We start from the raw sequence: 26,622 nt of genomic DNA, 5'->3' as shown, positions 1-26,622 counted from the left end.
GTTTCTCTCGCCTCATGTCCGCCATCACCACAGACCTGCCCGCCCTCGCCCAATCGATCAAGGATTGGGGCCGCGAGCTGGGCTTCCAGCAAGTCGGCATCAGCGGTCTGGACCTGGCCGAACACGAGCAGCATCTGCAGCGCTGGCTCGAGGCCGGCTACCACGGCGACATGGACTACATGGGCGCCCATGGCAGCAAACGTTCGCACCCGGAAGAGCTGGTGCCGGGCACGTTGCGCGTGGTTTCCCTGCGCATGGACTACTTGCCAGGCGATACGGAAATGGCCAAACGCCTGGCTGAGCCGGAGAAGGCTTACGTGTCGCGTTATGCCTTGGGCCGCGATTACCACAAATTGATCCGTAAACGTGTTCAACAATTGGCCGACAAGATCCAGGCGGAGATCGGCCCGTTCGGCTTTCGTGCGTTTGTCGACAGCGCACCGGTGCTGGAAAAAGCCATCGCCGAACAGGCTGGACTGGGCTGGATCGGTAAAAATACCTTGGTGTTGAACCGCAAGGCCGGCAGTTATTTCTTCCTGAGCGAACTGTTCGTCGACCTGCCGCTACCGGTGGACGAACCGCACAGCAGCGAACATTGCGGGCGTTGCACCGCATGCCTGGATATCTGCCCGACCAACGCCTTTGTCGGCCCGTACGTGCTGGACGCCCGGCGCTGCATTTCCTATTTGACCATTGAGCTGAAAACCGCGATTCCCGAAGAATTGCGGCCATTGATAGGCAATCGGGTATTTGGCTGCGATGACTGCCAGATCGTCTGCCCATGGAACCGCTTCGCCCGGCCGACTGGAGAAAGCGATTTCAAGCCACGGCACAATCTCGATAATGCCGAGCTGGCTGAACTGTTCATGTGGGATGAAGAAAAGTTCTTGAGCAGCACCGAAGGTTCACCGTTGCGGCGTGCCGGGTACGAGCGCTGGTTACGCAATCTGGCGGTGGGACTGGGGAATGCGCCTTCAACGATTCCTGTGCTGGAAGCGTTGAAGGCGCGACGTGATTATCCGTCAGAGTTGGTCAGGGAACATGTCGAGTGGGCACTGGAACAGCACGCCCACCGCGCGCTCGCAAAACCGGCAAGCGTACTGTTCAAATCGTAGCCGGACCTTGAGTGTTCCTGCTTTCGCCTTGTATCGTTTCGTTGCGTGCTCCGACTTACTTTTTTTCCTTTAAATGACCACCCAGCTGGTTGATGACCGCGATCCGCTCCTTGGCGTTTTCGGTCATATATATTCGGTCTCCTTGCGACAGATAGAGATGCATCGGCTTTGATGCTGAGCCGGATGGACCATGCATTGGCGTGTATTTGGCATGAATCAGCGCTGCAGAAGACGTCGGGGAGTTACCCGCCTCAATGTGCTGCATGAAGGTTTCGGCCTTTTCAAGCAAGCCGGTAAGGCCCTCTTTCTCAAGGATGTTCTTTTTGGGGTCGACCCTGACGAGTGACCATGGTTTCTCGGCCTCTTCCTGAACGGCCGCGCTGGCCTTCGCCTTCGCCTTGGCCGCCGCCTTGTTTCCCTTACCCTTGATCATGCCTCGGGCCATCTCTTGACCCGCTGCTTTGGAACCTTTACTACTCAGGCCCTGCTTGAAGGCGCCAGCCAGTTTCCTGCCAGCATTGATGCCCGCTTTGGCACCCGCTGCCAGCCCTGCGCCCACCGAAGCCAGCCCAAGACCAAAACTGATCCAGCCCAATATCTCGCCCGCTTGAGAACCCGGTGCGAGTTCATTGACCACCTCGCTGGCAATACCCGCCAGGCCTGAAGCAACCGCCAGCCCCAATGCCGCCACTGCCCATGGCGTCGCCGCACCCATTGTCACCACGCTGGCAACAATCCCGAGAACACTGAGGCCGATGCCCAGGATCGATTGCCAGGAGATATGCCCGGTAGGGTCGACACGATTGACAGGGTCGCCCAGGCAATAACTGTAGGCATTCAATCCGCCCGCGCCAAATGGACTCATGCTGTCGGGGGCGAGAAAGCGCATCAGTGTCGGACTATAAGCCCTGTAACCGTTGCCCAGCAGATACAGCCCGGTAACCGGATCCAGCTGTTCGCCGTTGAACCCTGCCACGCTGAACAATCCACCTTCGGCGGGACGATGCCCATAAGGGCTGTAGGCGCAATCGGTGAGCTGCTCCTTGCCCAGCGTTGCCAGCACACTTTGCTGCTGATCGGTGGCGTATAGCTGCGCGTCGGGGTTCAACCCCGATTGCTGTTGCCCCACGAGCGCTCCACCGTGACGCACAACACTGGTTGAACTTTCACCACTCACCTCGTTGGCAACCCGGCCTGCGTAGTAGTAACGCTGCACAATTGCTTTTTCGGCTTGCGACAGCTCCACCAGATCGTCGAAACCGTCGTAATGGTAGCCACGAATCACTGATCCCCCTGCGCTGGACAACTGCTCGAGACGTCCGAACGCGTCATAGGCCAGCGTTCGCGCCTGGTCGTCCTTGATCATCCTGCCGTTGGCGTCGTATTCCAGCGTCACTGCCGAGGGATAGTCGACGTGGGAATGTTTGACGGCGCTGAGCTGTGCAGGATCAGGATTGTCGTAACTGAAGGTGGTCAGATTCACCCCCAGCGGGAACTTCGTCTGCACGGTGAGGATGTTATCCAATGCATCGAAGGTGAATGTCTGGCGGATAATTTCCTTGCCATACGGATCGCGCGGCTTTTGCGTGCCGGCACAGTCGTACTGGATCAAGCGCCCGCGCACATCGTAGGTGAACTGTTCATCACGTAAAAGTTGAGTGCCACGTCTGGACACTTTCTGCGCCAGTTTGCCAGCCAGCGTGTAAGTCGATTCCAGGGTCTGGTCTGGCTGACCCTGAATCTCGAAAGTACGGCGGGTTTCACGCCCGATATCGTCATAGGCAAACCGGGTGATCATTTGACGCTTGATGGACGTTTCTTCGGTTTGCGTCCAGTCCAGCATCCCCGTCTGCGCGTCGTAGTGGAATTCGGTTTTAAGCGAGCCTTGAGAGGTGGATAGCAGGCGGCCGTGCTTATCGTATTCGGATGTGCTTTCGACTCCGAGCACATCGACATGGGCGATCGGTCGCCCCTGCAGGGACCAGGTACTGGAGGTTGCTTTGGTGATAGCGCCGAGGGTCGTCGTTTCGGTTTTCACACGCCCGGAGGGGTGATAGGCGAAATTGCGCTCTCTGCCGTTTTCGGTACAGGTCAAGGGATTGCCACTGAGGGGGTCATACGTCATGGTCGTGACCAGATCCCCTGCCTTGCGCTCAGTCAGCAGGCCGCCCAGTTCCCGCAAATAAGTGAATTCGGTTTTTTTGCCATCAGCACTCCTGTACCACTGCGGCTGGGTGAAGCCCGCTTCATAACCAGCCTCGGACTTACGTCCGCCCACGGTACTTCGGATCAAGCGACCCAGACCGTCATAAGTTTGCTGCCCCAACACTTTGTCAGCGACCTTGATGTTGATCGGCAGACCTTCATCACTATGCCCGGCGTAGTCGGTCACGACCGCAGTGGCGTCGGGCAGGACACTGCGGGTTATCCGGTCAAAAACGTCGTACTCATATCGACTGGTATTGCCGACAGGGTCTGTCTGACTGGTTGTGCGCCCGTAACCGTCATAGGTGTAAACGGTTTTGCCGAGACTCTTGTTCTTCAGATTGAAGCTCTCGACGCTCAGCGGTTTACCGAAATCATTGACGAGGGTGATCGTCTTGCCCATCCCCTGGAACCAATGGGTCTGCCGGCGAAGAACCGGGTCCGCCTCGCTGTGTTCGATACGTCCATCATCGTGCAGCGTCTTGCTGACCTGGCCCCAGGAATCGAATTCGTAGCCGGTGCTGACCGGATAAGGCTTGCCATCACGCCAATCAGTCAGCGTCACTTTCACCTTGTGGCCGACCGAATCATGCAGCGCAGAATAAAGCGTGCGTGTCTGAATCAGACCGTCCTTGTCGGGATGGTCGCAGTCCTTTTCATGAACGGTGATCACCCGTTCCATCCCGTCATAAGTCACTTTTTGCTCGCCGCCAGCAGGATCCGTGGTCACCATTGTCGCCGGATGCTGTTTGCTGGCAGCCAGATAGGTCCACCGGGTAACGGCCGCATATGGGGTGCCGCCAGCAACCGTTTTGCCCACTGCCCGACCGATTGCGTCGTACTCATGCTCGATGTGCTCGCCATCGACACCGACTTCAGAGACCTGTAATCCGGTCAGCGTCGACAGCACTTTCTCACTGGTCTGCAGCGTGCCGTCAAATCCGCGCGTGCTGGACCTGACTCGCAACCTGTCACCCTCAAGTTCATAGGAAAACTCGATAGCGGTTTTTTTATCATTCAGGATGACACTCTGCTCTTTCGTGGCTCCATGCTTGAGTGGATCCCCGGGCGTATTCAAATAACTGCGTGCGGTTTTCGAACGCAATACCTCAACGCCTTCCAACACTTCACAAAAACGCTCCTCGACCGGTAACACGGATGCCAGTTCCGCACCGTCCAGCGCCGGATGCAGCGCGTAGTCGTAGTAGGTGACTGTCGAAGCACCATCGGATGCGGCAGCAGTCACCGTCCTTTTTTTCGGGAATCTGGAAAAGCCCAGCGGATCCTCTGGGCAGTTATCTCCACCACTGGCCGGATAAAATTCCGTGGTCGTCGTCACCCCAGTGGGCTCGACCTGCTTGAGCAAGTTACCTTCGTCATCGAACTCGGTGACGGTGGTTTCCACACGCTGCTGTTGGGTGCGCCGATCGAGGTACGTCACCGTGTGGACTTTAGGCATGCGGAACTGAGCCACCTGCTCACTGAATGGCTTGGTAATGGAACAGTGATACTCCGTGGTGGTGGCGATCTGAGCGTCACCACAGGTTGTAACCTCAGCCACCAACAGATGGAATTTGTTGTAGGTGCGTTTGATGCGGGTATGTACTTTGCCGCTGACCAGCAAGTGCTCGTCCGAGGTGTAGACGTAGTGGCCGGGCGCCAGATAGAGAGGATCCAGATCACTATCCTTGGCAGGAAGGAGGCCCTGCCCAAGGAAGTTATGGTCGGAGTACGTGTAGGTCTTGCAAAGTCGGGGCTGGCCGCGCCCTGGGTAGACATCGTGAGCAATCACAAACGGCAGTGTCCGTTCCACACCGCTGATGAAGCGGTGGCCGTGCCGCTTGTAGCGAATGATTTCGACCCCGCGCAGCGGATTGACGATGCGATGAACATAGCTGGCTCCAGCGATGACTTCATACTCAAGGTCCCAACCCTTACCAACCGGCAGCTCGATGGCCGTCACTCGAGAGTTTTTCAAGATCAGCTTGTAGTTGGAACTGGAAGTAGTGTCGGGATGCCGGGACAGCGTCACCTGGCCAGCCGCGCGGGTGATTTTCAACAGGCAGCGCTTGGCATCACGGACTTCGGCCAATCGGGGAAACTGGTTGAACAACTCATGCTTCAGCGTAATGCTCACACCGTTCGCGGCGATTATTTTTTCCGCGACGGCGACCTGAGTGCCGGCCAGGACTTTGAGCAGTTCACGCCGGCCATCCTTGTATCGAACTTCATAGCGCCCTGCTCCAGCGACTGACACTTTCGCCGTTTGCAGTTTCATTTCCTTGAACTTAAGGCCGGAAGACGTCTCGACAGCCTTGTAGCGCTCACCGTTGGACAAGGTCATCACTTTGCTGCGCAAGTCATAATTGGTTAGTGTCAAAGACCAGCCAACGCCGAAACCACTATCCGCCTGATTGAGCGGATTAAAGCCCACTGAAAGTGCAAGCTCCGGACCATTGAGATCCGCCGAGTGCAACTTGCCAAGCGAAAATGCGCAGGTGTACATGCCCGTGCGGGGATCAACGCCTCCTGAAACAAATTCACCAAAGTTGAAAGCGTTTGAATGAACAGAGGGAGAGAAATTACTTTCCATTGGTAAACCGTCCTTTTATTTCCAGACTTAGGTTGAGCAGTTAAAACTGGCCAGCAAAAAGCGCCGACCACACAACGAAGTCAGCTAAGCTGCTTCATTGACCGCCTGGATTGATCCAGAATAAAAGTGAGCCGCTCTTTATCACCATCGATACAAAGGCGGTGCTCCGTACCGAACTCATCGAACACGGCAAACTCGAATGCGCTTTCATTTTCCCGTGCTGCTTGCGGGTCAGCGGAAAGATACTGAACAAGGGTTAATTGCCCAGGCACCTTATTGATAGGGACGGTAACGTAGCTTAGGGGACTGCGGAATGTTGCTTGCACGCCATATATCGGTGCCATATAGCCATAAAAAACTTTGCGACTACCTTGTATTCCGGGGATATTACCGGACACATAGACTTGCACCGCCTCTTCGGAATCATAAGGATCAAGTTTCACCTCACTGCTGTACCAGTCAAGGAGGTGAATCTGCCTGCCTTCAGCGCGCAGGGCAATATGATAATGCTGAATCGAATCGTATCGACCCCTCTGCCGTTTCTCATCATACTTGCTCAATGAAAAGCTGCTCAGCGAGTACTCTTTCGGAGGAATCGCCTCCAGCGTGACACTGCTGTCGAAACCAACCCCATTACTTCGCAATACCACGCCATTCAAAGAGATCTCGGCAGCCACTTCCATAATTCCAGGTCGGGAAGCCGAGACCCAGAACTGGAAAATCTGTACCGGATCTGCGGCGTTGCTTATCTGGTTGTCACTGACCCGAGGGAGTTCTGTCAGGCGCGTTGCACCACCCGACATTTCGTGAGCGTAACGATTTTCCTGAATCGAAACACTCCAGTCTCCCTCCAGAGGCCGAGCACCGTTGTAGGCAATCAGCCGCAATGACGGCAATGCAGGATGTCCATGCAGCGATACGCCGTCGCCATTGTTATCGATACCGTGCAGAAGCACCAATACACGCACCTGCATGCGACCGTTGGCATAAAGCACTTTGTGCTGGCCATGATTTGTGGCGTCGAGCTTTACCTCGATACGGGAAATACCAACTTGCTCATCAAACATCTGATAACACCTCAGCCGATTAATATATTTCGCCCTTCAAGGGCTGGGCAAAGTATTAACGTCGAATTTAAATATAAACAGCCGCGACATTTGACATTTTGTGAAAAAGCAAACTTTCAACATCATCTTTAATAATTCACACAGATGCTAATAACTTCAAAAAATGCGATCTGCATGTTACGAGATTCAACACTAAGCCTTTCGCCCCTTTGATTCTGGCCCACGAAGGCCTGTTACCCCTTCCGAATTCAATCAACCCGAACCGGAAGGGGAGTCAGCGAGTAGCTTATGTTTGCCAAATCATGTTGGCAGCGTGATCGATCCGTTACTTTCGACAACACTCAGTCGCTATCTGGACCTGTCGAAAATCCGCTCTCCGATGACTCACTATCGGAATCAACGTCTGAAACTGTTTCTTCCGTTTGGATTTCCACTTTCCGGTCCATACTGGAATTTTCAAGATATTGATTAATCCGCCGCATCGACTCGTCACTCAGCGGATTGTTCAATAAACCAACATATAGATCTTGAGTATCCGGAATATCGAACAGATCGCCCCCTACGTCTGAGATATTATTATCCTGTAACGCCATGACCCGAAGATCTCCAAGCCTGTCTATACCGGAAGGCAGGCTGGAGAGATTGGCGTTATATAGCATCAACTCGGTCAAACCTGTCATGAAGCCTACATGCGGAGCAACTGTCAGAGGGTTGTTGGCCAGATTCAACAAAGTGAGCGTCTCGATCCTGGACACACCTTCAGCCGTCGCTTCAGATAATTCAAGCGAGCAATCGTCCAGCACAAGTTGACGCAACTGGCGCATTTGGAATATCCCTGACGGGAAGTCCTCCATTTTTATGCCAGTGACCATCAAATATTGAACATTGGGAAAACTGTCAAAAAAAGCGCCGATGCGTGCGCCTGGCGTTTCCACAGTCAATATCAACTCTGTTACATAGTCGAACCTGGCGGATAATCTTGGTAACTCACCAGTAAAATCGACATGATGGGAAAAATGATAGTCACCGTAACCCCACCTGGAAACCGACTTGCGTCGCCAGATATCTTGCAGTTTTGCGCTAAATTGCTCGCGAGCCTGGCGCTGTTCTGCGATCTGCATTGCGTCCTGCGAAGAGTCCGCTTGGGTCGATAATCCTTCCGCACTCCAGATCGCCAATTCATTGCGCAATATTGCGAGGTCTGTCTCCAGGCGCGCTAAAACTGTGGTCGGCTCAGATCCCAGGCGCTCGGAAACGAACGCGGCCAACTCCTTGTCAGCAAGCTGCGGATAGAGGCTACGGACACGTTCCACAACGGATCCTGTCAACATCGGGTTGACATCGCCGCCGCCTCGCAGCCCCGCTTGCGCGTATTGGGCGCTGGCCGGAACAGCCGTTACCTGCACAGGTGCCAGTCCCAGCCATTCGCTCACGCGTTGGCGCGACGGCAATGGCTGTGCGCGTACCAGTTGCCGCAGAGCCGCACCACCGCCCTGCGCTACACCGAGCAACTGGCGCTGCCCGGGCAGTAAAAGGCGCCAGACGGCGGCATACAGATCCATCCGATCCTGGGGGGACGCGATGCCGCTGCGTTGGATAACGTAGCCTTCAAGCTGACGAATCAATATGTGACGCACTGGCGATCGAGCATCGCCAATAGCACTCAATGACTCACCCTCTGACGCTTGCAGACGAATCTCGATACGAATCTGTCGCGGCCACTGATCAAGCTGCCCGATCATCTGCAACGCCAGTTGGTCAGTGTCCAGGCTGGCTACCGCATCCAGATAGATTCCTTCGCACGCCCTGGCGAGACGCACCTCGCGTAGCGCCACCAGCGTTTTTTCTGCCATGTGCCTCGGCATTCCCGGCCGCAGGCGCAAATGCCTATGGTCGGCGGCACTGGCCTCTCGCCACAATGCCTGAGCAATCGTCTTGGGCAGATGAGGAAAAATCCGTCGCATCTGCAATGTGTTGTCATCGCAATCGAGTTCGAACGCCCGCTCGCTCTGCTCAAAGAGCAAAGCGCGGGACTGTTCGATAACGCGCTCGCTCAGATCAGTTGCCTGTAGCGTTAACAAAGCCTGCAGTTGTGAATCGGCCTGCGCACGCACGGTCGGATCGGAATGTTGCACTTGGGTGATGAACTGGCGGATCTTTTGATCGAGGGCGAAGCGTCTCGCTGTGTCCTGCAGCAATGCCAGCGAAGCGGGATGAATGTCGGACCTGTGCGCCATCATCGCGTCGACGCCGCTCACGGCAAATATGCGTTGGGTCATCAGTGGAGGAAAATCCTTTATTGAATACTCCGTGCCGGGAAGCTCTGTCGTGCGATTTTGTCCGGTAAAGACAGTTGCAACTGGATTGGCCGACTCAGGATCATCCAGCGGATGCCACAAACGGCCCTCGCTGTCAGGCCTCAACAGCGGACCGGAAGGATGCAGTTCTCTGGCATGTGTGGCGCGAAGCAGGCCGCTCTCGGGGTCTCGGACCACTTGTACGATGTGATTGTCAGCGACGGCAACATACTGACGCTGCTTCATGATTGCGATGCCCCATGCATCGGTCTCGTCGAGACGCTCTTGCGTGGGTATCCAGTAGTTCTCCAGCGAATTCCTTGCGGACACACTTGCGAACTCGTCGATCGTGGAATATTTCGGCCTCGTGCTCACACTGATGACAGGCATCACTGCAAGCGAATCTGAAGAAGATAGCGAAGGCAAGGGTCCCTGATGATGTGCAACAGTCGAATGCGGCATTGTCGAAGACGGGTTCAGAGCCCGGGGCAGGCCATCCCCGCTGGACTCGATGGGTCTGGTTGGGGCAGATACAGGTTTGATTTTCGGCGGTTTGCCAGTCATGAATGCTCATCCTTGAGGAGTGGTGACGCTGGCCACACATCGCTGCGGGCCAGCGCAAGACATCAGATAAAGCACTTTCGTGCATATGCCTGATCATCGAACATGGCAGCTTATCTGCAGCCGCGATGCCAAACGCATATACAGCTACTACATCCCAAGACATTGCATCAATGGATGATGAAACTCAGCCTCGCTGAAGAGACAAATTGCGCTCATAAAAACTCACGCGAATCGCCAACTTATGCCCGGTACCATATTCATCGATAGCGATAAAGTAGAGGACACTTCCATATTTTTGCGCACCGGTATTTTCCGAGTATTCGGATAACGCCTGCACAATAGTGAGTTCTCCGTCGCTTTGCGTATTTACTTTGTAATGCTTGTGATTCCATGTTTGCGCATCGCCGGTGAAAGCATATACAAACGGATCACCCCTATCAGGCAAGGTGACGGTCACACTGGTTTTTTCGGGACGGACGAAAATGCACTTCATATAATTGGTTTTGATTTCGTTAAGCCTGTTCCCGCCCGCAAAATCGAGGTTTTCGCCCTCTTCAGCCCCCTCGACCATCCAATCGACCAGGCGGATTTGCTTCCCGTCCGGGTACAGCCCCAGATGGTACTTCCAGATACGATTACCAGGCGACTCATTACCAATCCTGTTCTGATACAACTGAAAGACTCCATATGTCGCGGGCTTTTCAGCCTCCAGAGTCACGCTGCTGTAATGAACACTGGCAGGGGTGGTTCCGTTGCTCAAAATCCTCTCCCCGTTGAGAGACAGGCGCGCACCGACCTCAGTCGTTCCGGCGCTCGACGAGGAAACCCAGAACGTACGCACCTGTGGATGAACGCTGTCATTCTCAAGATCATCATCGTGCCTGTCCAAGGCATCCGGTGCAGGCCGTGCCTCACGCGTAAACTGCCCTTGGACTGCGCTCGCGACCCAACCATCGCGCAAGGTCTTGCCGGTCGCGTAATGAATAAGCTGGATGCTTTCCAGTACATCTTCCGGTACATGCACAGCGTTGCCGTCGGCGTCTACTCCGGCAACCAGCACCTGAACTTTGACTTGCATCCGGCCATTAGCAAAAAGTGCCCTGCTTTGAGTGTTATCACTGGCGTCAAACTTGACCTTCAGACTGGACAACCCCACAAGAACGGGCGAAGTGTTTTGTTGATTACCTGTAGCATCCATGCTTTCACTCATAATACAGCTCCTCTGTGAGAATATAACTTGATAGTGACATCGAAAACATGTCAGCAAAAAAAGTTACATACCCACCGAGAAAATATCAAAGTGAAAAGTGTAAGAAATATGCGCGCACCAGCCGCCGGCAACTCATACGCCTTTAAACCAGCCTCCAATACACCAACGCAAGAATGATCAATGTTCGTCGTTATAGACGAACTTCGGCATTTCCCAATGGAAACGGATGGCCAGCAGACGTAACAGAAACCCGCCAAACAAAGTGATCAGGATGGCTTGTTCGCCCGGCACATTTATATAAAGACAAAACATGTAGCACCATGCCGCAGCGAATGAAACACTGGCATAAAGTTCGCGGCGAAATATCAGCGGAATGTCATTGCAGAAAATGTCGCGCAGGATGCCGCCGAACACACCGGTGATGACGCCGCTGACCGAGGCCACCAGCATGCCGTGGCCCATTTCCAGCGCTGTCATGCAACCGATCAAGGTAAATGCCACCAGCCCCACCGCGTCGAGCACCAGAAACAGCGAGCGCAGGTGACGCATCCAGCGTGCGGCAAACACCGTAAACATCGCCGCCACCGAGGTCAGCACCAGATATTCCGGGTGTTTGACCCAGGTCAGCGGGTAGTGCCCGAGCAACACATCGCGCACTGAACCGCCACCGAGCGCGGTGATGCAGGCGATCAGCACCACGCCGAACCAGTCCATGCCTCGTCGTCCGGCGGACAGCGCGCCAGTCATGGCTTCGGCGGTAATGGCGATCAGATATAGCATCAGCAACATGATGGCAGTCCAGGCAGGAAGGCGCGCAGTCTAGCCATTTCGGCGCCGCACCAGAAGAGGGCGCGCCTCTCGCGAGCCGGCTCGCGTCCACATAAGCCGCATTCCATGTGGGAGCGAGCCTGCTCGCGAAAGCGTCAGGGCTGATGCCGCCGCATCAGAACTTGATGAAGTGCTTGCGGTAGTGCTGCAGCTCGGCGATCGATTCGCGGATGTCATCCAAAGCCAGGTGGGTGCTGCCCTTCTTGAAGCTGTCGCGCACATCCGGCGCCCAGCGCGCGGCCAGTTCCTTGAGCGTGGAGACGTCGAGGTTGCGATAGTGGAAGTAGCTTTCCAGCGCCTTCATGTGGGTATAAAGGAAGCGACGATCCTGGCAGATGCTATTGCCGCAGATCGGCGACTTGCCCTTCGGCACCCACTTTTCCAGAAAGGCGATGGTCTCAGCTTCTGCCTCAGCCATGCTGATGCGGCTGTCGCGCACACGCTGGGTCAGACCGGAGTTGCCGTGGGTGCGGGTATTCCACTCGTCCATGCGCGCGAGCACTTCGTCGCTATGGTGGATGGCAATCACCGGACCTTCAGCCAATGTGTTCAGCTCACTGTCGGTAACGATAGTGGCCATTTCGATGATGACATCGTTGTCCGGGTCCAGACCGGTCATTTCCAGGTCGATCCAGATCAGGTTCTGCGGGTTTTGCATATTCGGGCTCCTAGGCAATGCTGCGCAGTTTAGCCTAGGCCGATGGCCGGGCGTGCTAAACTCGCGGCCGTTTTACCTAATCGCTGCATTCTTCAGACGGAACACCCATGGCCAAACGCCAACTCAATCGTCGTCAAAACTGGCGCATCGAAAAGATCCAGGGCGAGCGCGCCGCACGCGCCGCCAAACGCGAGTCCTCGGCGGTCGAAGCCCTCGAGGGCGGCGACCTTGGCCCAGAGCAACACGGCCTGGTGATCGCCCACTTCGGCGTGCAGGTCGAAGTCGAAGCCGTCGACGGCGAACTCGCCGGTCAAGTGTTCCGTTGCCACTTGCGCGCCAACCTGCCAGCGCTGGTCACTGGCGACAAAGTGGTCTGGCGCGCCGGCAACCAAGGCATTGGCGTGATCGTCGCGCAACTGCCGCGCAGCACCGAACTGTGCCGCCCCGACAGTCGTGGCCAGCTCAAGCCGGTTGCCGCCAACGTCGACATGATCGTCATCGTTTTCGCGCCGCTGCCCGAGCCGCACGCCAACCTGATCGACCGCTATCTGGTCGCCGCCGAACATGCCGGTATCCGCCCGCTTCTGCTGCTGAACAAATTCGACCTGATCGACGAGCAGAACGCCCCGGCGCTGAACGCGTTGCTGGCGGTGTACCGCACGCTGGGTTATCCGGTGCTGGAAGTCTCGGCCCACCACGGCGACGGCATGGAGCAACTGCAAAAGCAGCTCGACGGGCGCATCAGCGTGTTCGTAGGCCAGTCCGGCGTCGGCAAGTCGTCGCTGGTCAACAGCCTGCTGCCGGAAGTCGAAACCCGCGTCGGGCCGTTGTCGGAATTGTCCGGTCAGGGCACGCACACCACCACCACCGCGCGCCTGTTCCACTTCCCCGGCGGCGGCGAACTGATCGACTCCCCGGGCATCCGTGAATTCGGTCTGGGCCACGTCAGCCGCGCCGATGTCGAAGCCGGTTTCATCGAGTTCGATGACCTGCTCGGCACTTGCCGTTTCCGCGACTGCAAGCACGACCGCGAACCGGGTTGCGCGCTGCTCAAGGCGCTCGAAGATGGCCGCATCCAGCAGCAACGGATGAACAGCTATCGCTCGATCATCGCCAGCCTGCCCGAAAACGGTTATTAAACAGTCGCGCCGGCAGCCCCGCACCACGGGCTGCCGGTTGTCGGACCGCATCTGAATCAGCTCTCCCCCACTTAAACATAAGCCTCTGCTGTAGGCTTTTGCGCGGCTGCTTGCAGGACCTTTCTGTTTTGCCGCGCAGACCTTGTAGGCCTGAGCCAGCGGCCTACATTCCTTTCCTCCTTCGCTCACAGCGACCTTCGAGGAAAGCCATGCCAACCTGTGTTTTATTCATCCGCCATTCGTCTCGCTACATCCACGCGTGCAGTGCCCACAGCATCGTCGGCGCGATCCGCCTGCACACGGTGGTATGAGCATGCGCAAGGCACTGTTCATCGGCATCAACGATTACACGCATATCGGCGGCCTGAGCGGCTGTTGCAACGACGCCATGGCCATGGCATCGGTGCTGAAAACCAATGCCAACGGCGACCCCAACTTCAAGAATGTCGTGTTGACGTCCGCCGAGGATTATTTGAGCCGGCAAAAACTCGAAGACCAGATCCGCGAGTTGTTTTCCGGTGACTGCAACGTCGCTCTGCTGTATTTCGCCGGCCATGGCGGTTTCGACGCCGACACTGACGAAGGCATGTTGATCGCGCAGGACTACCGCAACGCCAAGGACGGCATCCGCATCAGCGACATCCTGAACTGGGCGGACAAGGCCACGCGAATCAAAAACAAAGTGATCATCCTCGACTGCTGCGAAAGCGGTTCGGCCGGCGAAGTGCGCGCCCTGCGCAGCGAGAGCAGCATGGTCAGCGAGGGTATGACGATCCTCACCGCCTGCAAAAAAGCCGAGCCGGCGCTGGAGGGCGCGCAGCACGGCGTGTTCACCGGCCTGCTCCTGCAAGCGCTGCATGGCGGCGCGGCGAATATCCTCGGCAAAATCACCCCCGGCAGTCTGTATTCCTTTGTCGACAACGCCCTCGGCGCCTGGGAACAGCGTCCGGTGTTCAAGACCAATGTGTCGCAGTTCATTTCCCTGCGCGAAGTCTCGCCGCTGATCCCCAAGGAGATACTGCGCAAATTGCCCGACTGGTTCGCCGAAGCCGAATCGGTCTACCCGCTCGACCCCAGCCATGAGCCCACCGAAAAGGCGTTCGTGCCTGAACATGGCGAGATCTTTGCCCAGTTGCAGAAGTGCAACCGCCACAGCCTGATCGAGCCGGTCGACGCCGAGCACATGTACTACGCCGCCCTCAACTCCACCGGCTGCCGCCTGACGGCACTCGGCGCCTATTACCGCGAACTCGCCCTCAAAGGACATTTCTGATGCCAGTCTTTATCAGCTACCGCCATATGGATCGCGCTCATGCGATTGCCATCAATACCCGTCTGACCCAGGCGAAGATCAGGACTTACCTCGACGTGCTGGATCCGGAATCGCAGACCACCGATGACATCACCGGGGTCATTACCCGCAACATCACCGAGTGCACGCATCTGCTGGCGGTGGTGTCGGAGACAACAGCACTGTCGTGGTGGGTGCCTTTCGAAATTGGCGAGGCGACGATCAGCAATCGGCGGATCTGTACGTTCAAGACCGGGCCGGCGCAATTGCCGATCTATCTGGACAAATGGCCGAAGCTGAGCACGGCCAGCGATCTGGATTTCTTCATCGATGCGTATCGGGATGAGGTGTCGAACCAGCGCTCGATAACCCTGGACTCGTTCAGCGACTCGGTGAAAGGGGCGTACAAGCGCGATGCAGAGATGTTTCATGAACAGCTGAAGAACCGGATTCGTCGGGGATTCTGAGACTGTGCCGGCCTGTGATAGCCACAAAAAAGCCGACATCACTGTCGGCTTTTTTTCACTTACTGCTTCGGCGCAGGCGCCGCCCCACCCGGCTCAGCCGGTTTCGGCGCCGCATCGTCAAACAGATTCAACCGCTCGCGCAACTCGTGAGCCGGCACTGGCTGTTTGTCCGCCGGCAAGGCATTGGGATCAACCGGGGCTGCCGGAGCAGCACCGTTCTGACCCTGATCCGCCGGTTTCGCCGCCTCGGGACCCTGCGCACCTTCAATGGCGGCCTGGGCCTTTTTGGTCAGCACGACAATGTCGATCCGGCGGTTGACCGGGTTGAACGGATTTTCCCGGTCGAACAACGCCGACGAGGCATAACCGACCACCCGCGCCACCTGCGCATCCGGATAGCTGCCCGCGACCAGGGCACGGCGAGCCGCGTTGGCGCGGTTGGCCGAAAGCTCCCAGTTGCCGTAGTCGCCAGTGCCAATGTACGGCTTGGCGTCGGTGTGGCCGCTGATGCTGATCTTGTTCGGCACCGCTTTGATGGTGTCGGCCATGGCCAGCAGGATGTCTTCGAAGTACGGTTTCAGGCGTGCGGAACCTGAGTCGAACATCGGCCGGTTCTCGGCGTCCATGATCTGGATGCGCAAGCCGTTCGGGGTGATTTCGAAGAGGATCTGATCCTTGAACTTCTGCAGTTGCGGGTTCTCGTCGACCTTGTTCTGCAGTTCTTGCAGGAGCAGTTCGAGACGCTCCTTCTCGACCTGCTCGGCCATGCCTTCAACCTGATCGGTGTCGACCGTGACCTTGTCCGGTTGCGGTTGCGACTTCACTTCCGGGTTGAGGGTGTTTTCCGGCGCCAGGGTCGGTGTACCGCCGAGGTCGATGATGTACGGCGTGCCGCTTTCGGAGAAGCCGACCGGGTCCTTGAAATAACCGGCGATGGCGATCTTCTGTTCCGGCGTAGCGGTGGACAGCAGCCACAGCACCAGAAAGAACGCCATCATCGCCGTGGCGAAGTCGGCGAAAGCGATTTTCCACGCCCCGCCGTGGTGCCCGGCGGCAATGCGCTTGACGCGCTTGACGATGATCGGCTGATTATTTTCCATGACTTAGCGACCGCGAACCGCTTGTTCCAGCTCGGCGAAGCTCGGACGGTGCGCCGGGTACAGAACCTTGCGTCCGAACTCGACCGCCAGCGACGGCGGCATGCCGGACGCCGAAGCCACCAGCGAGGCCTTGATGGCTTCGTAGACGTTGAGCTCTTCCTTGGCATCGTGGGCCGGGGAATGCGCCAGCGGACCGAAGAAACCGTAGGCCGCGAGAATACCGAAGAAGGTACCGACCAGTGCCGCACCCACGTGCAGACCGATCGACGCCTGGTCGCCCTCGCCCAACGAAGCCATGGTCACCACGATACCGAGTACCGCCGCAACGATACCGAAACCGGGCATGCCGTCGGCGATGCCGTTGACCGCGTGCGATGGGTGCTCGAGGTCTTCCTTGAGGCTGTACAGTTCCATGTCGAACAGGCCTTCCAGTTCGTGCGGAGCCATGTTGCCGGAGGACATGATGCGCAGGTAGTCGCAGACGAACGCGGTCATGCGTTCATCCTTGAGCACCGCCGGGTACTTGGCGAAGATCGGGCTCGCGGCGGCATCTTCAATGTCGCCTTCGATCGCCATCATGCCTTCGCGGCGGCTCTTGTTGAGGATCTCGTAGATCAGCCCGAGCACTTCCAGATAGAAAGTGTGAGTGAAGCGCGAACCGAACATGCTCAGGGATTTCTTGAGCACGTGCATCGTCATGTAACCGGGGTTGGCCTGGAGAAATGCGCCGAGGGCCGCACCGCCGATGATCATCACCTCGAAGGGCTGGATCAGAGCGGCAATCTTGCCGTGGGAGAGCACGTATCCGCCGAGCACGCTCGCGAATACGACGATGATGCCGATAATTTTAGCCATAGGTAGAAGGTACTTGTTTAAGTCGGGTTCAAGGTCATATTCGGAAGTTAAAAAATCTCTTCTTCTACTTATCGGCAAAACTGCGCCAGACTATAGCCAGTTCAGGCGAAAAGCCAATTTAGCCCATGCCGGGCGCGTCTACAGTCAGTGAAGATCTCGTCCAGACATGGCTAATGAAACGAACATTCCATCGGTAATACCGACCACGCTCCAGGCTTGGGTCAAGCTGCTCGACAGCGTCCGCCTGCCCGTACCACAAGAGGCTCACGACAAAGTCTGCCGGGCGATCCGCGACAATCGCAGCTCGCTGCGCGACATCGCCGATCTGATGCAGGACAGCCCGGCGCTGGCCTTGAGCGTCATCCGTGAGGCGAATCGTCACACCCACGGCACCATGGCCGCGCCGGCGGAAAATCTTGAGGTGGCAATCAATCGCCTGGGCCTTGCCCGCACCGAAGAATTGCTCGCGCGCCTGCCCGCCGAACCGCACCGGCAAATCCCCAAGGCTTTGCGCCAATTGCAACTGATCAGCCAACACGCGACACAACAGGCCAACGGTTTTTTTGCCAGTCGCCTCGCGCGGCTGTGGCAGGACATTCATTGGGGCAGCTTGCTGTTTTTGTCGCCGCTGTGGCCCTTGGCACTGACGTATCCGCAGTTGCTCGAGGAGTGGGAACTGCGCGTGATCCACAAGGGCGAGTCGGCACGTGTGGTCGAAAAGCAATTGTTCGGCGTGCGCCTGTTGAAGATCGCCGAGGCACTGGTCCACGCCTGGCATCTGCCGATCTGGGTCGAGCAAGGCTACAAATTGCTGCTCAGCGAACAACGCGAACTGGTCAAAGTGCTGCGCATCGCCCGCGACAGTGAACACCCGCTGCGCCAGCAGAATCGCCTCGACGATGACCCGACATTGCGCCGCTGGCTCAACCAGCCGGCGAATACCGTGCTGCTGGCCAATGGGCTGGCGCTGTCGGCGCAACAGGCCTGGGACAGTCCGCACAGCAAGCGCTGGCAGTACCTGACCAGCCTCTATCTGCAGATTTCCATGGACGAAGTGCAGCAACAGTTGCACCAGCAAGCGGCGAACAGCGCGCGTCAGCATGCGATGCCCGATTTGTGGCACCCGGCGGTTTCGCTGATCTGGCCGTGGGGCACTCGTCGCTTGCCGGCCGGCATGCTCCCGGCAGCAGCGCCGAATGCGGATGACTTGGGCCAGTGGCGTCGGCAATGCGCCGAACTGCTCGCCGAACCCAGCCGCTTCACCAATGCCATGAGCCTGACCGTCGCCGCTCGCGAGGCACTGGTGGCCAGCGGCATGCGCCGGGTGATGATTCTGATGGCCGACCGCACGCACTCGACCCTGCGCGTACACCAGACCGCCGGTTTGCCGAAGGATGCGGCGGCGCTGAGTTTTGTCGTCAGCCAGAGCAAAGTCCTGCAGCGCCTGCTCGCTCAGCAGGCGCAGGTGCGGATTACGCCGGAGAACAACGCACAATTCTCGGCCTTGTTACCGGCGAGCCTGCGCACGCTGTTTCGTGGCGAACATCTGTTTCTGCGTTCATTGGTCAACAATGGTCGGGTGATCATGATCGTCGTTGCCGATCAGGGCGGCGGCCCCTTCGCCGACATCACTGTGCAAGCCTTCGGCAAAACCGCGCAGTGCATCGAAAAAGCCCTGCACAGCTTTAGCAGCCGTGGCCAATGAGCCTGCGCTACAATCCTCCCCTTTGTGCTCTGGAGACCTCACATGTCTGACTTCTCTGGCTTGCCGCTTGTCATCGAGCCGAGCGACCTGCTGCCGCGTCTGGAGTCCCCGGAACTGATACTGGTGGACCTGACCAGCCCTGCCCGGTATGCCGAAGGTCACTTGCCCGGCGCACGTTTTGTCGACCCGAAACGCACCCAGCTCGGCCAGCCACCGGCCCCCGGGCTGATGCCGGCGAAGGCCGATCTGGAAGCGTTGTTTGGTGAGCTCGGTCATCGCAAAGACGCGGTCTACGTGGTGTATGACGATGAGGGCGGCGGCTGGGCCGGGCGTTTCATCTGGCTGCTCGATGTCATTGGCCACGACAAGTACCACTATATAGACGGTGGTCTTCCGGCCTGGCTGGCGGACGGCATGCCCATGTCGATTCAAGTGCCGGCCGCCGTCGGTGGCCCAGTGTCGCTGACCCTGCACGACGAACCGACCGCCACCCGCGAATACCTGCAAAGCCGTCTCGGCGCCGCCGATCTGGCGATCTGGGACGCGCGTGGGCCGCTGGAATATTCCGGCGCGAAAGTCCTCGCCGCCAAGGGTGGCCACATCCCCGGTGCGGTCAATTTCGAATGGACTGCCGGCATGGACCAGACGCGTCAGTTGCGTATCCGCAGCGACATGCCGCAGATCCTCGAAAACCTCGGGATCACCAAGGACAAGGAAATCATTACCCACTGCCAGACCCATCACCGGTCGGGCTTCACTTATCTGGTGGCCAAAGCCCTCGGTTATCCGCGGGTCAAGGGCTACGCCGGTTCCTGGGGCGAATGGGGCAACCACCCTGACACGCCAGTCGAGATTTAAGGTTTTTAAGGACAACTAATGAAAGAGCGTCTGTTTATCCTCAGCCAGTACCTGCTGCCGCATCACCTGCTGTCGCGCCTGGCCGGCTGCATCGCCGAATGCCGCGTGCGCTGGTTCAAGAATGCCTTCACCCAATGGTTTGCCAAGCGTTATCAAGTGGACATGTCGCAAGCGCTGGTCGAAGACCTGACCGCTTACGAGCACTTCAACGCCTTCTTCACGCGTGCCCTGAAAGACGGCGCGCGTCCACTGGACGAGACCCCGGGCGCAATCCTCAGCCCGGCCGACGGTGCGGTCAGCCAGCTCGGCCCGATCGAGCACGGTCGTGTGTTCCAGGCCAAGGGCCACAGCTTCAGCGTGCTGGAGTTGCTCGGCGGGGATGCGGCCAACGCAGCGCCGTTCATGGGCGGCGACTTCGCTACCATTTACCTGTCGCCTAAGGACTACCACCGCGTGCACATGCCGCTGGCCGGCACCCTGCGCGAAATGGTCTACATCCCGGGCCGCATTTTTTCGGTGAACCAGACCACTGCCGAAAACGTCCCGGAGCTGTTCGCCCGCAACGAGCGCGTGGCGTGCATTTTCGATACAGAACGCGGGCCGATGGCCGTGGTGCTGGTCGGTGCGATGATTGTCGCTTCGATCGAAACCGTGTGGGCCGGTCTGGTCACGCCACCGAAGCGCGAGCTGAAAACCTTCCGCTACGACGAAGCCGCACGCGCACCGATTCATCTGGAAAAAGGCGCGGAACTTGGGCGCTTCAAGCTCGGTTCGACGGCGATCGTGCTGTTTGGCCCGGATCAGGTGAAGTGGGCCGAAGAGCTGGTGGCCGGTTCACCCGTGCAGATGGGCCAAGGCCTGGCACTGCCAAAAGCGTGACCCTGTTCGCGGAAGCAGCCGAGGCTGCTTCCGCAAACTGCGGCATTTGCTGCTATGGTTTTGCTCATGAGCCAGACCAACTTTTCTCCCAAGCTGCGCGCTCCGACTCCCACGCAAACACGCCTGTCGTTCTGCGACGCCAGCCCGCGCGACCTCAAGCGCTGGATCGCCAGCCTGCCCAAAGCCAACATCGGCGAAACCGCCCGCTTGCTGTATCAAGGCCTCGGCGAACTGAACCTGTTGCTCACCCCCAGCGACAATCGCCTGCAATTGCTTGAGCTGCTGCGGCCCGAGGTGTATTTCGTCTGCCAGCATCTGGAACGGCATTTTCTGCATCAGGCGATCATGCTCGACGAGCGTTCGCGCAAAGTCAGCAACCTGTGTCAGGCGCTGCAAGGTCAGTTGGCCATCGGCTATAAACAGATTGTTCTGCGCATCCTGCCCAAATACACCAAGGACCGCGCGACATTGGTCGGCACCGCCTTGCAACGCGCGGCGCATGCCCTCAAGGCGCAACTGGTGCGCGCCACGCAGCTGTACAGTTCACCGCCGGAACACGCGTGGCTGGAATTGCATCAGCTGTATCGCAGCGCTGCGCAATTACAGCTGCAACAACGGCGGCTGCGCGATGATCTGGCGTTTTTGACCAGCGAATTGAGCGTCGAACAGACCTACATCGCCGCACTGCTATTGGGCAGTGCCCGTTGCAATCAATTGCGTCAGAGCCAGATTGCCCGGCTGGCCGAGGTGATCGAGCCGTGGAGCGCCCTGCTCAAGCTGCATCCCGACAGCGCCGACGACGGCTTGTTTGCGGTCAGTCCGGAACTCGATGTCGGCCCGCGCTACCGCAAAATGTTTCGCAGCGAACAACAGAGCGGACTGCTGGGCTTCGATCCGCAACCGCTGGTCAAACAGCTCGAAACGCACCTGCTGCAGCAGCCGACTTCGCCCCCCCTGCCTGTTTCCGCAGGTCTCAGCATCGATACCCTGCAACATCTGCACGCGACCTGGGGCCAGGCTGCCGAACGCAGTTTTCAGCGCAGCGCCGGCCAGGGCACATTGACCGTGTGCGTCGGCATGAGCGCCCTGCACTTCTACCTCGGCGGCGAGCGCACCTTCAGCGAGTTGCTCAAACATCCCGGTGCCCGCGCGGCAAATTTCAGCAGCGTGGTGGCCAACGGCGAAAAGGACAGCTGGAGTCAGGCGTTCGACGCTGCCCCGCAAAGTAACGATGAGCTGTTGCCGTACGAGGAAATCCAGTACGACCAGTTGAGCGAGGATGAAGGCCCCGGCAACTGGCCGAACTATCCGACTTACGCCTTGCCGGTGATCAACCATAGCCCCGGCGGCTATTGCCTGGCCTGGCCGAGCGAGGTGCCGGCGGAATTGCAGGCCGGGGAAATGCTCGGCATTCAGGACAGCGAGGGCAAAGGCTGGAGCATTGCGGTGATTCGCTGGATCCGCCAGGTGCGCGGTAGCGGCACGCAGATGGGCATTGAACTGGTCGCGCCACACGCGCAGCCGTGCGGGCTGCAACTGGTTCGTTCCAAGGACGATCACAGCCATTATCTGCGCGGTTTGCTGTTGCCGGAGATCAGTGCGATCGATGTGCCGGCCACCGTGCTTGCGCCGCGCCTGCCGTTCCAGGAAGGCAACAAGGTGTTGATCAACACCCAGGGCGAAGAACACCGCGCCGGGCTGGATCGGCGGGTGGCGAGTACGCACAGCTTCAACCAGTTCGCCTATCGGTCGCTGGATCCTGCGCAGAATGGCGGGGGTGAGGAGGATTTTGATTCGTTGTGGAATTCGCTCTAGACCGAGGCGCGGCCTTCGCGAGCAGGCTCGCTCCCACACTGGAATGAGATTTCCTGTGGGAGCGAGCCTGCTCGCGAAGAGGCCAGATCAGCTTATCGAGATCTCAGAGCTGCCCGTCACGATCCCGGAAACCCAGCAGATACAACACACCATCCAGCCCCAGCGTTGAAATCGCCTGCTTCGCCGACTGCTTGACCAACGGTTTGGCGCGGAACGCCACGCCCAGCCCGGCAATCGCCAGCATCGGCAAGTCGTTGGCGCCGTCGCCGACGGCAATGGTCTGCTCCAGACGCAGCCCTTCCTTGTGCGCCAGCTCCTTGAGCAGATCAGCCTTGCGCTGCGCATCGACAATCGGCTCGATCGCCACGCCGGTGCACTTGCCGTCGACCACTTCCAGCTCGTTGGCAAACACGTAGTCGATGCCCAGCCCGGCTTGCAGCTGCTTGGCGAAATAAGTGAAGCCGCCGGACAGGATGGCGGTTTTGTAGCCAAGGCGCTTGAGTTCGGCGAACAGGGTTTCGGCGCCTTCGGTCAGGCGCAGCGAGGCGCCGATCGAGTCGAGCACGCTGACGTCGAGGCCCTTGAGCAGCGCCAGACGCTCCTTGAAGCTGGCGCGGAAATCCAGTTCACCGGCCATGGCGCGCTCGGTGATTTCCGAAACCCGGTCACCCACGCCGGCCGCTTTGGCCAGCTCATCGATGACTTCCGCTTCGATCAGCGTCGAGTCCATGTCGAACACCGCCAGACGCCGGTTGCGGCGAAACAGCGAGTCTTCCTGGAAGGCGATGTCGACGTTCAATTCCTGGGCAACGCTGAGGAATTCGGCGCGCAAAGCCTGCGGATCGGCGGCTTCGCCGCGCACGGAAAACTCGATGCAACCCTTGCCCTTGTCGGCCGGCGTGTCCAGCGGCATGCGCCCCGACAGACGGTCGATATGGTCGATGTTCAAGCCATATTTGGCGGTGATCGCGCTGACCGCCTGCAACTGGCCGGCTGTGACTTTGCGCGTCAGCAGGGTAACGATATGGCGTTTCTTGCCCTGATTGCCCACCCACTGCTGGTAATCCTCTTCGGACACCGGGGTGAAACGCACTTGCTGATCCAGTTCGTAGCCCTTGAACAGGATGTCCTTGAGCACTGACTTGCCCTGTTCGGAATCGGGAATTTCAACCAGGATGCCGAACGACAGGGTGTCGTGGATCACCGCCTGACCGATGTCGAGAATGTTCACACCACCTTGTGCCAGAACACCGGTGATGGCCGCTGTCAGACCGGGACGGTCGACTCCCGTGATGTTAATCAGGACGATTTCGCGCAACGCGCACCCCCGCAACTGGAAAAAAACCGCATTCTACCCACTTTCAGTGACCATCGGGCACCGCGAGCGCTTTGCCGGTCTGGGGCCTGTCGCTATACTGCGCGTCAACTTCACGGACAAAGAGCCGAGCTCAAGTGAACCGGCCCACGCCAGTCAAAACCGATAACTTCTTCCTGCTGATCTTCCGTGCACTGCGCCATCGCCGTGTACCGATTGCATTGCGCATTGCCAGCCACAACGTGATCCTGGTCGCTCTGGCCCTGGTGATCTATGCCGGGGTGATGGGTCTGCAATTCAAGCAGGCCATGCACGAGCAGGCCGATGCGCTGGGCGAAAGCCTGACCACGCAGACCGCCACCTCCGCCACCGAGCTGCTGGTGTCCAACGACATCCTCAGCCTCAACGTGCTGCTCAACAACCTGACCAAGAACAAACTGGTCGCCCACGCGGCAATCTACAGTGTGGACAACCGCATCCTCGCCGAGTCCGGTCAGCGTCCCAAGCACAGCCTGCTGGGCGAAGCCGAGGGCATGTACGAGAGCAAGATCACTTTCCAGGACGTGACTGCCGGGCAACTGCGCATCAGCCTGGACATGGATCAGTTCCAGCAGCCGATGACCATCAGCCTGCAAAGCATGGGCATTCTGAGCGCAATTCTGCTGGCGCTGTCATTGGCTCTGAGTCTGCGCATGGGCCGCTATCTGTCGACGCCGTTGCTGCAATTGCGCGTGTGGCTGCGCCGCATCGACGCGCACACCCCGGGCATCGACCGCCAGGATGAAATCGGCGATCTGGCGCGCCAGCTGCATGCCAGCTACGCCCCGGAACCGGAGCCTGAGCCCGAACCCGAGCCGGAATTCGCCGAGGAAGAAGACGAGCCTGAATTCGAGGTGCGTAACCTGCGCGATCCGAGCTTCGACGAAAGCCGCCCGCTGGCCGCGAAGAAACCGGCGCCGCGTCACCTGGTCAGCACCGTCGAAGACGATGATGACGATGACGCTTTCGCCGACCTGCGCGACGAATCGCTCAACGGCGCCGCCCAACCGCTGATGCGCAAACCGAGCCCTGACGTGCCACAGCACACCGCCGTACTGGCCGTGCAACTGGGATCGCAGGAACAATTGCGTCGTTTGCCTCGCGCACGTCTGGAAGAATTGCAGGAACGCTATCGCGACTGCCTCGAGCAGGCCGCGTCGCTGTATCAGGGCGAAATCGAAACCCTCAACGATGGCAGCACGCTGTTGCTGTTCCACACCGAAGACTGCGGCGACGATTACCTGACCAATGCCATCTGCTGCGGCGAACTGCTGCGTGCACTCGGCCACCAATTGCAGATCGAGGTCGCAGACAGCGGCATCACCCTGCAATTGCAGCTGGGCCTGACCTTGGGCGATGAGTTGTTCGGTCTGAGCCAGATTGATCTGCTGCTGACCGATTCGGCCCAGGATGCACTGGCCTTGTCGCAACACAGCCGCAATCTGCTGCTGGTCGAGCGCAAGATCAGCGATGACACGCTGATCCGCCAGCGTGCGCGGATCCGGCCGATCGCCAGCCCTGAAGGCGCTTGCTGTGTAGAACGGTTGATGGAGCCTTATCCGTCGATGCTCGAACGGCAACTGGCGCGGATGCATGAGCGCCGGGCGTAAGGCTTAGGCCAGATACGCAAAAGCCCGCAGATGAGTGATTGTCTGCGGGCTTTTTGTTGCCTGCGCTGGCCCCTTCGCGAGCAGGCTCGCTCCCACCAGGTCTGCTCGCCGCCGATCAAATGTGGGAGCGAGCCTGCTCGCGAAGGGCTCAGCGCTGAAGAATGATCCTGTGCCCCAGACACAACAAAGCCCGCACTAGGCGGGCTCTGTTCTGGCTCGTTCCAGCCTTAGAAGCGAAACACTTCCATATCGGTACGAATCGGCGAGGCCATCGGAATCTTTGGCTGCTTCTCGGCATCCGCCGCCGGCGCTGCGGGTTTCGGCGCGGCTTTACGCGGTGCCTCGGCCACGGGCGGCTGGTTGGCCAGTGGCTTGAGCGCCACCGACAACTGCTCGGCCAGACGCTGCAACAGAACCCCTTGTGCCTGCACCTGGGAAGCGGTGCTGCCGGCGTGCGTTTCCTGCAGGTGAATGATGCGGTTATCACGCACCTTGCCGCGACGATCGATCAAACGCCATTGCGCATCGAGAATCGCCGGTTGTTTCGCCCCGGAATCCAGACGGGTGATGGTCAGCAGAACCTGCACATCCGGCGTGAATCCGGCAGTAGCAGGCGCCAGCACCACACGCTGGCTGTCCAGGTGACCAGCCACCTGACGCATCAGCAGTTGATCGATATCCGACGAAAGGCTGCCAGCCCAACGACCGTCGGTCGCCGCTTGCAGGCTGCCGTCGGGTTGACGTTGCAGCAGGGTTTCGCGTTGCAGGTAATCGGCAACAACTACCGGCCCCAGCAAAACCGCCATGCCCGCGCTTTGCGCAGGCTGAACCGGACTTCCGCTGTCCAGTTGGTACAGCGACACCGGCTGGTGAACGCTGCAACCCGCCAGGCCAAGAACGCCGGCGAGCAACAAAATAAGGGGGCGTAGAGCAGTCATCATCCCGTCCAGGTGGCCGCCACAAGGCTGACCACAGTGAAAATACTCAATAAATATGAAGAACGCTCGGCCAC

19 protein-coding genes are annotated in these 26,622 nt (G+C 58.5%); 9 read left to right on the top strand and 10 right to left on the bottom strand.

Annotated elements, in window-relative coordinates; genetic code table 11:
* Nucleotides 1-14 precede the first annotated feature (14 nt).
* Nucleotides 15-1,115: a tRNA epoxyqueuosine(34) reductase QueG gene (queG, locus tag AB4N73_RS24330; RefSeq protein WP_460142648.1), complete on the top strand. Its 1,101-nt coding sequence runs from the start codon at nucleotides 15-17 to the stop codon at nucleotides 1,113-1,115.
* Between the two features lie 55 nt (nucleotides 1,116-1,170).
* Here the strand turns inward: queG and AB4N73_RS24325 are convergent, their stop codons facing one another.
* From AB4N73_RS24325 to orn, 6 genes are all read right to left on the bottom strand, one after another.
* On the bottom strand, nucleotides 1,171-5,913 hold the full coding sequence (locus tag AB4N73_RS24325; protein ID WP_460142647.1) for an RHS repeat domain-containing protein: 4,743 nt from the start codon (nucleotides 5,911-5,913) through the stop codon (nucleotides 1,171-1,173).
* An 80-nt stretch (nucleotides 5,914-5,993) separates the two neighbouring features.
* The gene (locus AB4N73_RS24320) at nucleotides 5,994-6,980 is read right to left on the bottom strand and encodes a hypothetical protein (protein ID WP_150638283.1); all 987 of its coding nucleotides are present in this window, start codon (nucleotides 6,978-6,980) and stop codon (nucleotides 5,994-5,996) included.
* 341 nt (nucleotides 6,981-7,321) lie between these two features.
* Nucleotides 7,322-9,841: a leucine-rich repeat domain-containing protein gene (locus AB4N73_RS24315; protein ID WP_460142646.1), complete on the bottom strand. Its 2,520-nt coding sequence runs from the start codon at nucleotides 9,839-9,841 to the stop codon at nucleotides 7,322-7,324.
* Nucleotides 9,842-10,025: 184 nt separating this feature from the next.
* Entirely contained in the window at nucleotides 10,026-11,051 is a 1,026-nt protein-coding gene (locus AB4N73_RS24310; RefSeq protein ID WP_460142645.1) for a hypothetical protein, read from the bottom strand.
* A 177-nt stretch (nucleotides 11,052-11,228) separates the two neighbouring features.
* Nucleotides 11,229-11,843, bottom strand: coding sequence for a trimeric intracellular cation channel family protein (locus AB4N73_RS24305; RefSeq protein WP_177342722.1), 615 nt, complete (start codon nucleotides 11,841-11,843; stop codon nucleotides 11,229-11,231).
* 151 nt (nucleotides 11,844-11,994) lie between these two features.
* Nucleotides 11,995-12,537: an oligoribonuclease gene (gene orn, locus AB4N73_RS24300; RefSeq protein ID WP_016771957.1), complete on the bottom strand. Its 543-nt coding sequence runs from the start codon at nucleotides 12,535-12,537 to the stop codon at nucleotides 11,995-11,997.
* Nucleotides 12,538-12,644: 107 nt separating this feature from the next.
* Here orn and rsgA point away from each other — a divergent pair, with 107 nt between their 5' ends.
* From rsgA to AB4N73_RS24285, 3 genes are all read left to right on the top strand, one after another.
* Nucleotides 12,645-13,676: a small ribosomal subunit biogenesis GTPase RsgA gene (gene rsgA, locus AB4N73_RS24295; protein ID WP_024011360.1), complete on the top strand. Its 1,032-nt coding sequence runs from the start codon at nucleotides 12,645-12,647 to the stop codon at nucleotides 13,674-13,676.
* A gap of 313 nt (nucleotides 13,677-13,989) precedes the next feature.
* A complete protein-coding gene (locus AB4N73_RS24290) occupies nucleotides 13,990-14,949 on the top strand; it encodes a caspase family protein (RefSeq protein WP_460142644.1) in 960 nt (319 codons plus the stop codon).
* Nucleotides 14,949-15,434, top strand: a complete 486-nt coding sequence (locus AB4N73_RS24285; RefSeq protein WP_122748035.1) for a toll/interleukin-1 receptor domain-containing protein — start codon at nucleotides 14,949-14,951, stop codon at nucleotides 15,432-15,434. Before AB4N73_RS24290 ends, AB4N73_RS24285 begins: the two co-directional genes overlap by 1 nt.
* A 59-nt stretch (nucleotides 15,435-15,493) precedes the next feature.
* Here AB4N73_RS24285 and motB read toward each other — a convergent pair whose 3' ends face one another.
* Nucleotides 15,494-16,534, bottom strand: a complete 1,041-nt coding sequence (gene motB, locus AB4N73_RS24280) for a flagellar motor protein MotB (protein ID WP_073471668.1) — start codon at nucleotides 16,532-16,534, stop codon at nucleotides 15,494-15,496.
* Between the two features lie 3 nt (nucleotides 16,535-16,537).
* Nucleotides 16,538-17,389: a flagellar motor stator protein MotA gene (motA, locus tag AB4N73_RS24275; RefSeq protein ID WP_460142643.1), complete on the bottom strand. Its 852-nt coding sequence runs from the start codon at nucleotides 17,387-17,389 to the stop codon at nucleotides 16,538-16,540.
* Nucleotides 17,390-17,555: 166 nt separating this feature from the next.
* Between motA and AB4N73_RS24270 the strand changes: the two genes are divergently transcribed.
* The 4 genes from AB4N73_RS24270 (at nucleotide 17,556) to AB4N73_RS24255 (ending at nucleotide 22,646) form a co-directional block, all read left to right on the top strand.
* Nucleotides 17,556-19,094 (top strand): HDOD domain-containing protein, encoded by a 1,539-nt coding sequence (locus AB4N73_RS24270; protein ID WP_252887221.1) that lies wholly within the window; start codon nucleotides 17,556-17,558, stop codon nucleotides 19,092-19,094.
* 42 nt (nucleotides 19,095-19,136) lie between these two features.
* Complete coding sequence (gene rhdA / locus AB4N73_RS24265) at nucleotides 19,137-19,952, top strand: thiosulfate sulfurtransferase (protein ID WP_056787527.1); 816 nt, start codon at nucleotides 19,137-19,139, stop codon at nucleotides 19,950-19,952.
* Between the two features lie 18 nt (nucleotides 19,953-19,970).
* Nucleotides 19,971-20,831: an archaetidylserine decarboxylase gene (asd, locus tag AB4N73_RS24260; RefSeq protein ID WP_024011354.1), complete on the top strand. Its 861-nt coding sequence runs from the start codon at nucleotides 19,971-19,973 to the stop codon at nucleotides 20,829-20,831.
* A 66-nt stretch (nucleotides 20,832-20,897) separates the two neighbouring features.
* Nucleotides 20,898-22,646 carry a molecular chaperone gene (locus tag AB4N73_RS24255; protein WP_460142642.1) on the top strand — a complete coding sequence of 583 codons (1,749 nt, stop codon included), beginning with the start codon at nucleotides 20,898-20,900 and terminating at the stop codon, nucleotides 22,644-22,646.
* Nucleotides 22,647-22,749: 103 nt separating this feature from the next.
* Here the strand turns inward: AB4N73_RS24255 and serB are convergent, their stop codons facing one another.
* Nucleotides 22,750-23,964 carry a phosphoserine phosphatase SerB gene (serB, locus tag AB4N73_RS24250; RefSeq protein ID WP_460059823.1) on the bottom strand — a complete coding sequence of 405 codons (1,215 nt, stop codon included), beginning with the start codon at nucleotides 23,962-23,964 and terminating at the stop codon, nucleotides 22,750-22,752.
* 134 nt (nucleotides 23,965-24,098) lie between these two features.
* Between serB and AB4N73_RS24245 the strand changes: the two genes are divergently transcribed.
* Nucleotides 24,099-25,610: an AhpA/YtjB family protein gene (locus AB4N73_RS24245; RefSeq protein WP_150638296.1), complete on the top strand. Its 1,512-nt coding sequence runs from the start codon at nucleotides 24,099-24,101 to the stop codon at nucleotides 25,608-25,610.
* A 227-nt stretch (nucleotides 25,611-25,837) separates the two neighbouring features.
* Here AB4N73_RS24245 and AB4N73_RS24240 read toward each other — a convergent pair whose 3' ends face one another.
* The gene (locus AB4N73_RS24240; protein WP_024011350.1) at nucleotides 25,838-26,548 is read right to left on the bottom strand and encodes a PqiC family protein; all 711 of its coding nucleotides are present in this window, start codon (nucleotides 26,546-26,548) and stop codon (nucleotides 25,838-25,840) included.
* Between the last annotated feature and the right edge of the window lie 74 nt (nucleotides 26,549-26,622).

Source organism: Pseudomonas sp. S3_B08, assembly GCF_054667725.1.
This window is presented reverse-complemented; position numbering and strand designations above follow the sequence as displayed.

Coding starts and splice junctions, on each gene's coding strand:
- queG (WP_460142648.1), top strand. CDS start 15: ATGTCCGCCATCACCACAGACCTGCCCGCCCTCGCCCAATCGATCAAG.
- AB4N73_RS24325 (WP_460142647.1), bottom strand. CDS start 5,913: ATGGAAAGTAATTTCTCTCCCTCTGTTCATTCAAACGCTTTCAACTTT.
- AB4N73_RS24320 (WP_150638283.1), bottom strand. CDS start 6,980: ATGTTTGATGAGCAAGTTGGTATTTCCCGTATCGAGGTAAAGCTCGAC.
- AB4N73_RS24315 (WP_460142646.1), bottom strand. CDS start 9,841: ATGACTGGCAAACCGCCGAAAATCAAACCTGTATCTGCCCCAACCAGA.
- AB4N73_RS24310 (WP_460142645.1), bottom strand. CDS start 11,051: ATGAGTGAAAGCATGGATGCTACAGGTAATCAACAAAACACTTCGCCC.
- orn (WP_016771957.1), bottom strand. CDS start 12,537: ATGCAAAACCCGCAGAACCTGATCTGGATCGACCTGGAAATGACCGGT.
- rsgA (WP_024011360.1), top strand. CDS start 12,645: ATGGCCAAACGCCAACTCAATCGTCGTCAAAACTGGCGCATCGAAAAG.
- AB4N73_RS24290 (WP_460142644.1), top strand. CDS start 13,990: ATGCGCAAGGCACTGTTCATCGGCATCAACGATTACACGCATATCGGC.
- AB4N73_RS24285 (WP_122748035.1), top strand. CDS start 14,949: ATGCCAGTCTTTATCAGCTACCGCCATATGGATCGCGCTCATGCGATT.
- motB (WP_073471668.1), bottom strand. CDS start 16,534: ATGGAAAATAATCAGCCGATCATCGTCAAGCGCGTCAAGCGCATTGCC.
- motA (WP_460142643.1), bottom strand. CDS start 17,389: ATGGCTAAAATTATCGGCATCATCGTCGTATTCGCGAGCGTGCTCGGC.
- AB4N73_RS24270 (WP_252887221.1), top strand. CDS start 17,556: ATGGCTAATGAAACGAACATTCCATCGGTAATACCGACCACGCTCCAG.
- rhdA (WP_056787527.1), top strand. CDS start 19,137: ATGTCTGACTTCTCTGGCTTGCCGCTTGTCATCGAGCCGAGCGACCTG.
- asd (WP_024011354.1), top strand. CDS start 19,971: ATGAAAGAGCGTCTGTTTATCCTCAGCCAGTACCTGCTGCCGCATCAC.
- AB4N73_RS24255 (WP_460142642.1), top strand. CDS start 20,898: ATGAGCCAGACCAACTTTTCTCCCAAGCTGCGCGCTCCGACTCCCACG.
- AB4N73_RS24240 (WP_024011350.1), bottom strand. CDS start 26,548: ATGACTGCTCTACGCCCCCTTATTTTGTTGCTCGCCGGCGTTCTTGGC.